At 38.4% G+C, this 14,387-nt stretch carries 16 protein-coding genes; 14 read left to right on the top strand and 2 right to left on the bottom strand.

Annotated features, from left to right (window positions below):
- Positions 1-95 precede the first annotated feature (95 nt).
- Positions 96-812, top strand: a complete 717-nt coding sequence (locus ACGLXV_RS25170; RefSeq protein WP_119710424.1) for a DUF554 domain-containing protein — start codon at positions 96-98, stop codon at positions 810-812.
- A 36-nt stretch (positions 813-848) separates the two neighbouring features.
- Here the strand turns inward: ACGLXV_RS25170 and yyaC are convergent, their stop codons facing one another.
- Positions 849-1,487: a spore protease YyaC gene (gene yyaC, locus ACGLXV_RS25165; protein ID WP_391560785.1), complete on the bottom strand. Its 639-nt coding sequence runs from the start codon at positions 1,485-1,487 to the stop codon at positions 849-851.
- A 247-nt stretch (positions 1,488-1,734) separates the two neighbouring features.
- On the opposite strand from yyaC, the gene ACGLXV_RS25160 reads away from it, so the two are divergent.
- The 13 genes from ACGLXV_RS25160 (at position 1,735) to dnaB (ending at position 14,238) form a co-directional block, all read left to right on the top strand.
- Entirely contained in the window at positions 1,735-2,628 is an 894-nt protein-coding gene (locus ACGLXV_RS25160; protein ID WP_119710422.1) for a mechanosensitive ion channel family protein, read from the top strand.
- An 11-nt stretch (positions 2,629-2,639) separates the two neighbouring features.
- Positions 2,640-2,837, top strand: coding sequence for a DUF951 domain-containing protein (locus tag ACGLXV_RS25155; protein ID WP_066059783.1), 198 nt, complete (start codon positions 2,640-2,642; stop codon positions 2,835-2,837).
- A gap of 18 nt (positions 2,838-2,855) precedes the next feature.
- Positions 2,856-4,880, top strand: a complete 2,025-nt coding sequence (locus ACGLXV_RS25150; RefSeq protein WP_391560784.1) for a molybdopterin-dependent oxidoreductase — start codon at positions 2,856-2,858, stop codon at positions 4,878-4,880.
- A 148-nt stretch (positions 4,881-5,028) separates the two neighbouring features.
- Positions 5,029-6,129, top strand: coding sequence for a redox-regulated ATPase YchF (gene ychF / locus ACGLXV_RS25145; RefSeq protein WP_119710420.1), 1,101 nt, complete (start codon positions 5,029-5,031; stop codon positions 6,127-6,129).
- Positions 6,130-6,244: 115 nt separating this feature from the next.
- Positions 6,245-6,766 carry a phosphatase PAP2 family protein gene (locus ACGLXV_RS25140; RefSeq protein WP_391560783.1) on the top strand — a complete coding sequence of 174 codons (522 nt, stop codon included), beginning with the start codon at positions 6,245-6,247 and terminating at the stop codon, positions 6,764-6,766.
- Positions 6,767-6,777: 11 nt separating this feature from the next.
- Positions 6,778-7,929: a glycosyltransferase family 4 protein gene (locus tag ACGLXV_RS25135; protein WP_119710418.1), complete on the top strand. Its 1,152-nt coding sequence runs from the start codon at positions 6,778-6,780 to the stop codon at positions 7,927-7,929.
- Positions 7,930-8,058: 129 nt separating this feature from the next.
- Positions 8,059-8,346, top strand: coding sequence for a 30S ribosomal protein S6 (rpsF, locus tag ACGLXV_RS25130; RefSeq protein ID WP_119710417.1), 288 nt, complete (start codon positions 8,059-8,061; stop codon positions 8,344-8,346).
- Positions 8,347-8,418: 72 nt separating this feature from the next.
- Positions 8,419-8,940, top strand: a complete 522-nt coding sequence (gene ssb, locus ACGLXV_RS25125; protein ID WP_119710416.1) for a single-stranded DNA-binding protein — start codon at positions 8,419-8,421, stop codon at positions 8,938-8,940.
- A gap of 50 nt (positions 8,941-8,990) precedes the next feature.
- Positions 8,991-9,230 carry a 30S ribosomal protein S18 gene (rpsR, locus tag ACGLXV_RS25120; RefSeq protein WP_066059822.1) on the top strand — a complete coding sequence of 80 codons (240 nt, stop codon included), beginning with the start codon at positions 8,991-8,993 and terminating at the stop codon, positions 9,228-9,230.
- Positions 9,231-9,357: 127 nt separating this feature from the next.
- On the top strand, positions 9,358-10,296 hold the full coding sequence (locus ACGLXV_RS25115; protein ID WP_391560782.1) for a YybS family protein: 939 nt from the start codon (positions 9,358-9,360) through the stop codon (positions 10,294-10,296).
- 28 nt (positions 10,297-10,324) lie between these two features.
- Positions 10,325-12,298, top strand: a complete 1,974-nt coding sequence (locus ACGLXV_RS25110) for a DHH family phosphoesterase (RefSeq protein WP_391560781.1) — start codon at positions 10,325-10,327, stop codon at positions 12,296-12,298.
- On the top strand, positions 12,295-12,744 hold the full coding sequence (rplI, locus tag ACGLXV_RS25105) for a 50S ribosomal protein L9 (protein ID WP_391560780.1): 450 nt from the start codon (positions 12,295-12,297) through the stop codon (positions 12,742-12,744). The genes ACGLXV_RS25110 and rplI overlap by 4 nt, the downstream gene beginning before the upstream one ends.
- Before the next feature lie 129 nt (positions 12,745-12,873).
- Positions 12,874-14,238: a replicative DNA helicase gene (dnaB, locus tag ACGLXV_RS25100; RefSeq protein ID WP_066059761.1), complete on the top strand. Its 1,365-nt coding sequence runs from the start codon at positions 12,874-12,876 to the stop codon at positions 14,236-14,238.
- Between the two features lie 68 nt (positions 14,239-14,306).
- Here the strand turns inward: dnaB and ACGLXV_RS25095 are convergent.
- Positions 14,307-14,387, bottom strand: an 81-nt coding sequence (locus ACGLXV_RS25095) for an IS3 family transposase (RefSeq protein ID WP_391558570.1), incomplete at its 5' end; no start/stop codon positions are given.

Raw genomic sequence — 14,387 nt, 5'->3', positions numbered from 1 at the left:
AAAACCATCAAATGGGATGGTTTTTTTTGTGAGTTTCATGCTATATTGATAGCATGCTTTTTCGAGAAACGAAATAATCATAATAGGTGAATAGTATGTTTTTATTAGGTACTCTTGTAAATGGTTTATTGATCGTGGTGGGAGCGTTGTTGGGGAAGCTTCTTCATAGAATTCCGGAAGCGATGAAAACAACTGTTATGTTTAGTATTGGTCTTGCTGTGGTTGTACTAGGACTTCAAATGGGTTTCAAAAGTGAAAATTTCCTCATTGTAATTATTAGTCTTGTATTTGGCTCCGTGCTTGGAGAATTGCTAGATTTAGACGGGAAGTTGAATGCTCTAGGTGGATGGTTGGAGAAGAAGGTAGGGGGCTCCCAGCAAGGAAGTATTGCAGAAGGATTTGTAACGTCAACGCTTATCTTTGTAATAGGTGCTATGGCTATTATTGGTGCACTTGATAGCGGCATTAGGGGTGACCATGATGTGTTATATACAAAATCCATTATCGATGGATTTACCGCACTAATTTTGACGACCACTCTTGGAATCGGTGTTATTTTTTCTGCTATTCCGGTCGTGCTCTATCAAGGGGCTATTGCAGCTTTTGCTACCCAAATTGATCGTTTGGTACCAGATGCGCTTATGACTAGCTTTATAGCTGAAATGACCGCTACAGGTGGAATTATGATCCTTGCAATCGGATTAAATATTACTGGAATTACGAAAATACGGGTGGCCAATATGCTTCCAGGTATTTTAGTAGTTGCCTTGATTGTGACCATCATGTCATTTGCGGAAACTATACTAGGATAACAAAAGAGGCCTGCTAGTAATAAAGGCCTCTTCTTTTTATTCTCTGCCACTAATTGCGTCTTTTGTTGCGTGGTTTCCAATATTTTTCCATTTGGTAATTGGTTGATAAGTAATACTTGCTTGGTAAATTCCATTTGCAATGACTTTAGCCATTTTTAAAACTAAGTTTAATCTTGTGTTTTGTAGGACGAAGTACTCCATAAATCCACTCACATTAACGACTCCAGTTATATGGTAATCACCTACAGATGGAAGTTCCTTATTTACTCCAGCTCCTGGCTTAACAGGACCATCTGCCAGTTGTATGAAACCGACACTTTTGAGACGACCTAAGCAAGCATCAATCGCAATAATGATAGGGTTAAAATGTTTCGCTTTTATTTCCTCAAGCTTTTCAACTAAGTTCACTGCATGAATAGGGTCCTCGAGTGTTCCGTAAACGTAAAAGGAGTTCATTCTTTTTTCTTCAAGAAGTGTACCGACGAGTGGTCCCAATGAATCACCTGTAGACCGATCAGTTCCAATACAAACAAATACAATGGGACGTTCAATGGTAGCTACTGGTAGAATTGATACTAATTCAATTGCTAGTTTGTGAGAAGCACGTTGATCCTCGTAGGAAATCCTTGCACCATTGTCTTCCTTCTTATCAAAAAAGCTAGATTTCAAGTTCACTGGGTCCACTCCTTCGTAAATTGTAGTAACAGTATACGGAAGAAAAGCGAATTGTATACGTACTGTTTATGTAATTTGGAAAAGGGGTAGTTGGAAGGAGAAATTCCATTTTACTAGACAGGTCTTGGGAACTCTTTAGTAGTAGAAATATAGGCAATTTGAAGGAGGAAACCCTTTATACTACAAAGGGAGTATAGAAATTGATAAAATAAGTAAAATCTCCAACAATATATGATGAGGTGATTCGATGAAATACTGGGAGAAAATAATAAATGATTTAAAAGAAAAAGCAATGAACGAAGATTTATGGCTTTCTTTAGGAGAAGGAGCACTAAAAATCATAGCAATCTTTATCCTTTCAGGCATCTTCATAAAAGTTGGAAAAGTGATGATTGAAAATGTCTTTAAAGTCCGAACTCGTTCACCATTACGTGTATCGGAGCGAAGAGAAGCAACATTATTAAAGTTGCTTCAAAACGTCCTAACATATGTAGTGTACTTTATAGCCTTTATGATGATATTATCAACATTAACCATAGATGTAAGTGCGATGCTAGCAGGGGCTGGAATCGTTGGACTTGCCGTTGGTTTTGGAGCTCAAAACCTTGTTCGTGATATTATCACAGGATTCTTTATTATTTTTGAAGATCAATTTTCTGTGGGTGACTTTGTTCGAATTGGACAATTTGAGGGAACAGTTGAAGAGATTGGATTAAGAACAACAAAAATTAAGACATGGACAGGGGAACTTCATATTTTACCAAATGGTAATATTACGGAAGTAACAAACTTCTCCCTGTATAATAGTATGGCAGTTGTTGATTTAAGCATTTCGTATGAGAGTGATATTAAAAAGGCAGAAACCGTGATTTCGGAACTCTTACATGAAATGCCTGCTAAATATGAGGATATTGTTAAAACACCAGAGATTTTAGGAGTGCAAAATTTAGCTGCCTCCGATGTTGTCTTGCGTATTGCTGCGGAAACATTACCGATGAAACACTTTGTTGTAGCACGCTTGTTACGCAAAGAACTAAAAGAATGTTTGGATCGCAATGGAATAGAAATCCCTTATCCTCGTATGGTCATGTACTCTCGTCAAGATGAGGTTACCCCTAAGAAGGCATTGGGAAATGAATAGGAGTGAGAGCATTGGAGCAAAAAGAATTTAACTTGAATGACGTTGTTGAAATGAAAAAGCCCCACCCATGTGGAGCCAATCGTTGGAAGATCATTCGTTTAGGGATGGATATCCGTATCAAATGTGTCGGCTGTGACCATAGTGTGTTAATTCCTAGAAAGGAATTTTCACGTAAGATGAAAAAAGTATTAGAAAGAGCGGAGAGCTAGAGAAGTAGGGGGATGAGTATGGCAAGTACGTATACTTCTGCATGTCCGTTAAATTGTTGGGATAGCTGTGGATTTAAAGTAACAGTCGAGGATGGAAGGGTAACTCGGGTGGAAGGAGATGAAACCCACCCGATTACAAAGGGGAAAATTTGTGGAAGAGGTCGGATGCTTGAAGCACGAACCAATTCTTCTGAACGAATTCTCTATCCTTTAAAAAAGATAAATGGTGAGTTTCATAGAATTTCATGGGCCCAGGCACTAGATGAAATGGCTGAAAAGATGTCCTGGTTAAGAGAAAATAAGGGAACCACTTCTATTTTGCATAGCCATGATTATGCAAATGGAGGTTTGTTAAAAAATCTCGATCAGCGTTTCTTTAATTGTTATGGTGGTGTAACAGAATTAACGGGCTCACTATGCTGGGGTTCTGGAATTGAAGCGCAAAACTGGGATTTTGGCGATGCATACAGTCATGCTCCAGGGGATGTGCTGAATAGTAAAAATATCGTGATATGGGGTAGAAATGTAGCAAGGACGAATATGCATTTCTACTCTGCTCTACAAGAAGCAAAACGTAACGGATCCAAACTTTATGTAATAGATCCGTTATATAATGCTACTGCGAAACTAGCACATAAACATATTACAGTTAAGCCAGGTACAGATGGAATTCTAGCAGTAGGTATAATGAAAGAGCTCTTACGTTTAGAACTGGCTGACATAGACTTTATCGAAAAATATACGGTTGGATTTACCCATGTTAAGGAATTAATTCATACCGTTTCACTTGAAGAGATTAGTAGAATAACGGAAGTAGCGATAGATGTTATAACGGAACTTGCTTATTTATATGGAGATCGTCCAACATCCACGTATTTTGGCTTAGGAATGCAGCGTTATGGGAATGGTGGAAATACCATTCGTCTCATTGATGCACTAGTAGCTATAAGCGGAAACATTGGGATTCGCGGCGGTGGAGCAAATTATGCGAATAAGCAAGTAGGACAGAGTTTTCAGTTTGGTGAATTAACATTACCGGAGCGACGGAAAGAAGCTCGCAATTTTACCATGATGAAGCAGGCAAAAGGGATATTAGAAGCAGTGAACCCGACAATTGAAATGATTATTGTTACTTGTGGAAATCCAATTGCACAAGTTCCTAATACAAATGAGATGATTAAGGCATTTTCTTCTGTTGATACGGTAGTTGTGATTGATTCATTCATGACAGATACAGCAGAACTGGCTGATTATATTCTTCCGACGACAACGGCATTTGAAGAGGAAGACATATATTATTCTTCCATGTATCATCATTATGCTAACTATGGTCCAAAGCTTGTTAAGGCATCAGGGGAAGCGAAATCAGATTTATGGATATGGACAGAATTAGCGAATCGACTTGGGTTTGGTGAGGATTTTAATTACTCTAGAGATGAGTGGATGACAATGGCCATTCAACATTTAGAGGATAAAGAAATTACGCTCCAAACATTTAAAGAGAATTATCATGTAGAACTTCCAGTAGATGAAGTTCCATGGAGTGATTTCCATTTTAAAACACCAAGCGGCAAATATGAATTCCTTTCAAGTCGAGCGATCCAACAGGGGGAAGATGGACGTTTATCTTTATCCTTACCTAATGAATCAATCATCACAACTCCTGAGTTAGCTCAGAAATATCCTTATCAGCTTTTAACTATTCATCCCATGCGCTCAAACCATTCTCAGCACTATCATTTATTTGCTCAACCACCAAAGCTTCGTGTTGAACTATCAGCAAATATTGCAGAGGATCTTAATTTAGCAGAAAATGATTTTGTAGAGGTATGGAATGATCGTGGAGCGGTAAAAGGCTATGTTCAAATTCTTACTAATGCACATCCAAATACCATTAATATAGATGAGGGTATTTGGAAGAAGTATGGAGGATCAGTCAACCTTCTTACCCCAAGTGAGGAATCGGATAATGGACTGGGAAGTACGTTATATGATTGCTTAGTAAATATTAGAAAAGTAGAACAAGATGAAACTGCCATTTAGGCGGATTCTTCTTGTTCTTGTTTTTTTGTCATCATATCTCTATAATTGTTTAAGGCTAAAGGCTTTTATAAACTAGAAAAAATGTAACAAATAGATATAGTTGTATCGACGAATTTTGGTGCGAATATATAAATGAGGAGTGACTTGGATGGCACTAACAGCAGGAATCGTAGGTTTGCCGAACGTAGGGAAATCTACATTATTTAATGCGATTACACAAGCAGGGGCAGAATCAGCAAACTATCCTTTCTGTACAATCGATCCTAACGTAGGAATTGTTGAAGTTCCAGATGAAAGACTACAAAAATTAACAGAGCTTGTTCAACCGAAAAAAACGGTACCTACAACGTTTGAATTTACTGATATTGCTGGGATTGTAAAGGGTGCGAGTAAAGGGGAAGGTTTAGGAAACAAGTTTCTTTCTCATATCCGTGAAGTGGACGCAATTTGTCAGGTTGTTCGCTGCTTTGCTGATGATAATATTACTCACGTCTCTGGTAAGGTAGATCCAATTGACGATATTGAAACGATTAATCTTGAGTTAATTCTAGCTGATCTTGAATCAGTAGAAAAAAGACTTGCACGTGTTGGAAAAATGGCGAAACAAAAAGATAAGGATGCTGTATTTGAAGCAGAAATTCTTGAAATGCTTAAGGAAGCTTTTGAAGCGGACAAGCCTGCTCGTACAGTTGAGTTTACTGAAGAGCAAATGAAGGTAGTAAAACAACTTCACTTGTTAACGATTAAACCGGTCCTTTATGTTGCTAACGTAGGAGAAGAGGATGTCGCTGACCCGTCTTCAAATGAATATGTACAAAAAGTAAGAGAGTTTGCTGAAAAGGACAATGCAGAAGTAATTGTCGTTTGTGCAAAGATTGAAGAAGAAATTGCTGAGCTTGAAGGGGAAGAAAAGGAAATGTTCCTTTCTGAGCTTGGTATTGAAGAATCAGGTCTTGATCAGCTGATTCGTGCAGCTTATCATTTACTAGGATTAGCAACATACTTTACTGCAGGTGTTCAAGAAGTTCGTGCATGGACATTCCGTAAAGGGATGAAGGCTCCACAATGTGCAGGAGTTATCCACTCTGACTTTGAGCGTGGGTTCATTCGTGCAGAAACAGTTGCTTATGAAGATTTACTAGCTGGCGGTACAATGACTGCTGCTAAGGAAGCTGGTAAAGTTCGATTAGAAGGAAAAGAATACGAAGTAAAAGACGGAGACATCATCCATTTCCGCTTTAATGTATAAAATGAGAACCACCTTGAGAAAATCAAGGTGGTTTTTTACGTTTTCTTAACAGTAAATCAACCTGGTTTCAATGTTTTCGACTTAAACTGAAAGCATTAGAAAGGTGGGTGTATAAGTGAAGCGAACAATGGATTGGATTGTAAAATCTGATGAAATCATTTTCTACTTATTAAACAAGCAGCCGTTATTCCTCATTCAAATCTTTAGATGGGTTACTCATTTAGGTGGTGCTCTTTGCTCTATAGGAATACCTTTATTTCTTTGGGTGTTTGGTCCGTTAGAGCTTAGAGAAGTAGTTATGGTCGTTTACTTTTCTTTGACCTTAAGCCATTTGTTTGTCTTTTTAGCTAAGAGACAATTTCGACGACTTAGGCCTCACTTATCTACCTTACAAGCTACCATACATGGTCCAACACTAAAGGATCCTTCCTTTCCGTCTGGCCATTCTACAGCAATATTTTCAGTTGTTACACCTTTTATCTTATTTGATCCATTTTTAGCTCCTTTTTTGTTTCCTATTGCAATCATGGTCGCACTTTCTCGTGTAATACTAGGCGTCCATTATCCAACCGATGTGTTAGCAGGTTCGTTACTAGGTGCTTTCACAGCAATGGGATTTTGTCATTTATTTTTCTAGGGGGGATCAGTTTGAGAATAGCTATTTTTACTGACACATTTTTTCCGCAAGTAAATGGTGTAGCAAAATCATTGAAAAGATACTCTGATTACCTATTACAAAAAGGGCATACCGTAGAAATATTTGCACCTGAGCTGGAGGGGAGTAATACGTACCCCTATGTTCACCAATTTATGAGTATTCCTTTTTTTATCTACCCAGAATGTCGAACAGCATTGGCTCTGCCGAATACCATCCTTGAGCGAGTACAAGTATTTTCTCCAGACTTTATCCACGTGGCTACGCCTTTAACGATGGGAGTACTAGGCTCCCATGCAGCTAAAAAATTGAATATACCTATCATTTCCTCTTATCACACACATTTTGATCAGTATCTGGATTATTACAAGCTGAGTTGGATCTCTCCTATTCTGTGGAGATATTTAAAATGGTTTTACTCTTCCTCAGAACGAATTTTTGTTCCCTCCAAGGAGACGTTTACGCATCTCCAAACAAAAGGCTTCACTAATTTATCTATATGGTCGAGAGGGGTAGACTGCTCACTTTTTCGTCCTTCTAACCAAACGGTCAACATTCGAGAGAAATATAATATAAAAGCTCCTTATATTCTTCTTTATGTAGGAAGACTTGCACCAGAAAAAGACCTATCAACATTACAAAAAATCATTGAACATTTCTCGAAAAAGTGGAAAGAAAGCGTCCATTGGTTAATTGTAGGGGATGGTCCTTGTTTTGAGGAGATATCTAGTCTTTCAAGCGAGAGCACAAATATATCAATGACGGGGTATTTAAGTGGGAATGAACTGGCTTCTTGTTATGCAGCTAGTGATTTATTCGTATTTCCATCTCAAACAGAAACATTTGGGAACGTTGTACTAGAGGCACTTGCTAGTGGAACTCCTGCAATTGTCTCTAATCGTGGAGGAGTAAGTGGAATTGTAGAGCATAACAAAACCGGAAAGATATGTAAGGCTAGCGATTACCAGGATTTTATTAAGCAGACGGAACAAGTACTCACTAATAAAGTTAGTAGGCTCATCATGGGGAAAAATGCAAGAGAATATGCACTAAAGCAAACATGGGAAGGAATCTTCGACGATTTAATCAATGAGTGTAAACGAACGATTAAGCAAAAGTTAGTAACTTTAAAAAAGAATGCTTAACGGTAATCAATGAGTACCTTCAATCTAACCTTGTGTTTCGTTTCTTACTATGATATAATTTCTTCTTGTGAGTAATGAATATTGCTCCTTGCCCAATTGGGCCGTTTAGACCAAAAGGAGGTGAACGTGATGAGAGCGTACGAAATTATGTACATCATCCGCCCAAACATTGAAGATGAGGCTAAAAAAGCCTTAGTTGAGCGTTTCAACACTATCTTAACTGATAATGGTGCGGAACTTACTGAAGCAAAAGAGTGGGGTAAGCGTCGTCTTGCATACGAAATCAATGATTTCCGTGATGGCTACTACCAACTTGTAAAAGTTAACTCTGATGCAGCTGCAGTGGAAGAATTCTCTCGCTTAGCTAAAATCAGCGAAGATATTATCCGCCACATGGTTACTAGAGACGAAAAATAAGAATAGATAAGCACTTCTAATTTTGATGTTTCACGTGAAACATTAGACGTAGAAGAAAGGGGGTTGATTCTGATGATGAATCGTGTTGTTCTAGTCGGTCGGTTGACGAAAGATCCTGAATTACGCTATACACCAAATGGGGTTCCTGTGGCTACTTTTACACTTGCAGTCAATCGTGCTTTTACGAATCAGCAAGGAGAAAGAGAAGCAGATTTCATCAACTGTGTGATTTGGCGTAAACCTGCAGAAAACGTAGCAAACTTCTTGAAAAAAGGCAGTCTTGCTGGCGTAGATGGTCGTGTTCAAACACGCAGCTATGATGGACAAGATGGTAAGCGAGTATATGTCACTGAAGTATTAGCTGAAAGTGTTCAATTCTTGGAGCCAAGAGGTGCTTCTGGTGGTTCTGCTCCTGGCGGAAACGCAGGAGGCTTCGGAGGGCAAAGAGAAGCTTCACCATACGGGAATAACAATCAGAATCAACCATATAGAAACAACAATAATAATAATCAAGGTTTTACAAGAATGGATGAAGATCCATTTGCAAATGATGGTGGTCAAATCGACATTTCTGATGATGATTTACCATTCTAAATCCTTGAAAATACGATAACTATTATAAAAGGAGGGAAATACTCATGGCAATGGGCGGAGGACGTAGAGGTGGACGCGCAAAGCGTCGTAAAGTTTGCTTCTTTACAGCAAACGGAATCACTCATATCGATTACAAAGATGTAGATCTTCTTAAAAAATTCATCTCAGAACGTGGTAAAATCTTACCTCGTCGTGTAACAGGTACAAACGCTAAATACCAACGTAAATTAACAGTTGCTATCAAGCGTTCACGTACTATGGCATTACTACCATACGTTACTGGTGAATAATGAACGGAGAAAGACACCCTTAGTGGTGTCTTTTTTTATACTTAGCTTTGGTAACGAATCTGTATGAGTTGAATCCATCTCTAGAACTAGATAAAATAGAAGTGATGCAATTAAATGAGGTGAGGGATTGAATAATGTTCGACAGTTAACAACAGGAGCTTTGTTACTAGCTATTTATGCAGCTCTTCTTTTGTTAACAACGTATATGCCCCTATTAGGGATGGTAACCAACTTGTTCTTGGGATTACCTTTTATTCTTTTTGCGTATAAAAATGATCGCAAAAGTATGCTAGTGTTTTTTGTTGCTTCCATTTTACTATCACTTATTGTAGGAACAGTATTTGCCATCCCGGTAGCCATTACCTTTGGTCTAACAGGCTTAGTGATGGGGGACTTTATAAGAGAGAAGAAAAGTAGGGAAGCGACTTACTTTGGTGGCTCCATAGCCTTTCTATTAACTGTTGTGTTGACCTATGCTATTTCAGTCGCTTTTTTTCAAATCGACTTTATTGATGAAACGATAGCAGCAACCAAAGCTTCCTTAGAATCTTCCCTTTCAATCATGGAATCATTAGGACAAACTCCCAATGAGAAGCAGATGGAAGAATTGCTTGCTGGAATAGAGGCGGGAAGGTTTTTAAAACCAACCTTGTTTGTTATGGCTGCTTTTCTTGCAGTGTTCTTTATTCAACTAGTAAGTTTTCCTATAGCAAAACGTTTTCAAGTTGAAATTACGAATTGGAAGCCTTTTCGTAACCTTCAGTTGCCAAAAAGTATTTTATGGATCTACTTATTTTCCATTATTGCTTCGATGATATTTAACCCTGAAGAGGGAAGTTTTGCTTTTATGGTAATTGTAAATATCGCCTTCTTGCTCCAATGGTTAATGGTTATACAAGGTTTGGCTTTCATTTATTACTTTAGTAATGCAAAGAAGTTTCCAAGGGTAGTGCCAATAATGTTCACAATTGGTGTCTTGTTATTTCCACAACTACTTTATATTGTACGGATATTAGGTATAATTGATTTAGGCTTTGATTTAAGAAAGAGGATAAAGAATCAATAAAATACACTACTGTGTGGGAGCTGAAATTATGCCTTCTTATCTAGAAAAGCGATCGATTCGCTACCCCATCTACGCATTAATTGCCATAACAGTGGTGCTTCTCGGATTAATTGCTTTGTACAATTGGTTACTAGGCTTAATCGGATTAATAGTAGCATTCCTTCCCTTTTTCTATATCTTTCAGCTTGAAAGAAAGCAAAGAAAAGAAATGGAAGAATACATAACTACATTATCCTATCGAGTGAAAAAAGTGGGCGAGGAAGCGCTCATGGAAATGCCAATTGGTATTATGTTAATTAATGATGACTACTATATTGAGTGGACGAACCCGTTCTTAGCTTCATGCTTTGAAGAGGATACACTTGTTGGTAGGTCACTCTATGATGTCGGCGAATCACTTATTCCTTTAATCAAGCAAGATGTTGAAACAGAAATCATCACGATTCATGATCGTAAATTTAGAGTCATTCACCGTCCAGAGGAAAGGCTCCTGTACTTCTTTGATGTAACTGAACAAACAGAAATTGAAAAGTTATATGAAGATGAACGAACCGTCATTGCTATTATTTTCTTAGATAATTATGATGAATTAACGCAAGGGATGGAAGATCAGACAAGAAGTAGTTTGAATAATCTTGTTACATCCATTTTAAATAAGTGGGCACAGGAAAATGGAGTCTTCCTAAAAAGAATTACCTCTGAACGCTTCATTGCTGTATTCAATGAAAATATCTTACAGCTGCTCGAGAAAGGAAAGTTTTCTGTCCTTGATGACGTGAGAGAAACGACTTCAAAGCAAAATGTCCCATTAACCTTGAGTATTGGAGTAGGTTCTGGTGTATCGTCCCTACCAGAGTTAGGCTCATTAGCACAATCTAGTCTTGATTTAGCGCTAGGTCGTGGTGGTGACCAGGTAGCGATTAAGTTAACAAATGGTAAGGTTAAGTTTTTTGGTGGAAAGACGAATCCAGTTGAAAAACGGACAAGAGTACGTGCTAGGGTCATTTCGCATGCTCTTAAGGAGCTTGTCACAGAAAGCGACAAGGTTATCATTATGGGGCATAAAAGTCCGGATATGGACGCTATTGGAGCTTCAATAGGTATCCAAAAGGTTGCTCAAATGAATGAACGTGATGCGTATATCGTCTTAAATCCAAACGATATTGATACAGGTGTTCAAAGGTTATTAGAAGAGATCAAAAAGCATGAATCATTGTTTGAAAAATTCGTTACACCAGAGCAGGCTCTAGAGCTTGCAACGGAGGACACTCTGTTAGTGGTTGTTGATACACATAAACCTTCATTAGTTATTGAAGAGCGTTTATTATCAAAAATTGACCATGTTGTGGTTATTGACCATCATAGACGAGGAGAAGAGTTCATTCAAAGTCCACTACTCGTTTATATGGAGCCATATGCGTCCTCAACAGCAGAGCTCGTTACCGAGTTATTAGAATATCAGCCAAAACGTGGTAAGATTGATATGCTTGAAGCAACAGCTCTTTTAGCTGGTATTATTGTTGATACAAAAAGCTTTACTCTACGTACAGGAGCTAGAACCTTTGATGCTGCTTCGTATTTAAGAGGTCAAGGGGCCGACACGGTTCTTGTGCAAAAGTTTTTGAAAGAAGATGTTGATTCGTTCTTAAAGCGTGCTAAATTAATCGAAACGGTTTATTTTTTCAAAAAAGGGGTCGCCATTGCAAAAGGTAATAACACGCAGATTATTGACCAAATTTTAATTGCACAAACGGCAGATACCCTGCTGACGATGGATGGAATTCAAGCGTCATTTGTTATTTCGAAGCGATCAGATCAAACAGTTGGCATTAGTGCCAGGTCGTTGGGTGACGTGAACGTCCAAATTATTATGGAGAATCTAGGTGGTGGAGGCCATTTAACAAATGCAGCAACACAGCTGACTGATGTAACGATTGAGGAAGCGGAAGAAAGACTGCAAACGGCCATTCACGAGTATACGGAAGGGAGAAAGAAAGAATGAAAGTGATTTTTTTGAAGGATGTTAAAGGAAAAGGAAAAAAAGGCGAAGTAAAAAATGTTGCCGATGGGTACGCACAAAACTTCTTGATTAAACAAGGACTTGCAGTAGAAGCGAATTCAACCAATGTTAGTACCCTTGAGGGCCAGAAAAAAAAGCAAGAGAAGCTAGCTGAAGAAGAGCTTGCTGAAGCAAAAAAACTAAAAGAAACGATTGAAAAAATCACAGTAGAATTAAGTGCAAAAGCTGGTGAAGGCGGACGACTTTTTGGTTCTATCACTAGTAAGCAAATTGCAGAAGAGCTGCAAAAAAAGCATAATATTAAAATTGACAAGCGTAAAATTGAACTAGAAGATGCAATCCGTGCTTTAGGTTATACAAAAGTACCAGTAAAGCTTCATACCGAAGTTCAAGCTACGTTAAATGTACACGTAAAAGAAGTAAACTAAATTTGGAAGTTCCATTTCGGTTTATTCATGATAAAATAGAGTAGCAAATAAAATGTGGCCCGTTTTTCTGGTCACATTTTTTCTAGTTTTCATCATATCCTCTAGGAAAGCAAAGGGAGGTTACTATAAATGAATGATTTATATGCTGACCGTCTCCCTCCTCAAAATATAGAGGCTGAGCAGGCGGTTTTAGGTGCGATATTTTTAGAACCATCTTCTCTTACAATGGCTTCAGAAATATTAATTCCTGATGATTTTTATCGAGCGGCGCATCAGAAAATTTTCCAAATGATGTTACAGCTGAGCGACAAAGGAAAAGCTGTTGATTTAATAACAGTAACAGAAGAGCTTTCAGCTGCGAAGCTCCTTGAAGATACTGGTGGTGTAAGTTATTTAAGTGAATTAGCTGGTTCAGTTCCGACAGCTGCTAATATAGAATACTATGCTAAGATAGTTGAGGAAAAATCATTGCTTCGACGATTGATCCGTACCGCAACCACCATTGCTACAGATGGTTATACGCGTGAAGACGAAGTTGAGGTTTTGTTAGGAGAAGCAGAGAAAAGTATTTTAGAAGTATCCGGACGAAAAAATGCGGGTGCTTTTCATAATATAAAGGACGTTCTTGTCCGAACATATGACAATATTGAAGTCATGAATAACCGCGTGGGTGAAGTAACGGGTTTAGCAACAGGTTTCTCAGAGCTCGACCGTATGACAGCAGGGTTTCAACGGAATGATTTGATCATTGTAGGAGCACGTCCATCCGTTGGTAAAACAGCCTTTGCCTTAAATATTGCGCAAAACGTCGCATCAAAAACCGGTGAAAATATTGCTATTTTTAGTCTCGAGATGGGTGCTGAACAGCTTGTGATGCGTTTGCTTTGTGCAGAAGGAAATATTGATGCACAAAGGCTTAGAACGGGTTCATTAACAGATGAGGACTGGGGCAAGCTTACTATGGCAATGGGAAGCCTATCGAATGCAGGAATCTTTATCGACGATACCCCAGGGGTAAGAATTACAGATATTCGTTCGAAGTGCCGCCGATTAAAGCAGGAGCATGGCCTAGGTATGATTCTGATTGATTACTTGCAGCTAATATTAGGAAGTGGTCGCTCTGGCGAGAACCGTCAGCAAGAAGTATCAGAAATCTCTCGTTCCTTAAAGGCATTAGCTCGTGAGCTTAAAGTGCCTGTAATAGCCTTATCACAGCTCTCCCGTGGGGTAGAGCAGCGTCAAGATAAGCGTCCAATGATGTCAGATATTCGTGAATCCGGAAGTATTGAGCAGGATGCCGATGTTATAGCTTTCTTATATCGTGATGATTATTATGATCGTGAATCAGAAAGTAAAAATATTATTGAAATCATTATTGCGAAACAGCGTAATGGTCCGACTGGAACCGTATCATTAGCTTTTGTGAAAGAATATAATAAGTTTGTTAACTTGGAGCGGCGTTTTGATGATAATGGAGTTCCACCTGGAGCTTAATAGATTAGAATAATAAAAGACTAGCTAAACTAAAATGTACCCTTTGTAAAGGACATTCTTAAAAAAGACTATGCTACATTGAGAAGATGATTCCTATATTCAATAGGGGTCATCTTCTTTAAATCCCATTGGTATCTATAGTTGTTGTA

Source organism: Robertmurraya sp., from assembly GCF_036676585.1.
Taxonomy (GTDB): domain Bacteria; phylum Bacillota; class Bacilli; order Bacillales; family Cytobacillaceae; genus Robertmurraya_A.
Note: the sequence above shows the minus strand (reverse complement) of the source record. Positions and strands in the feature narration are given on the sequence as shown.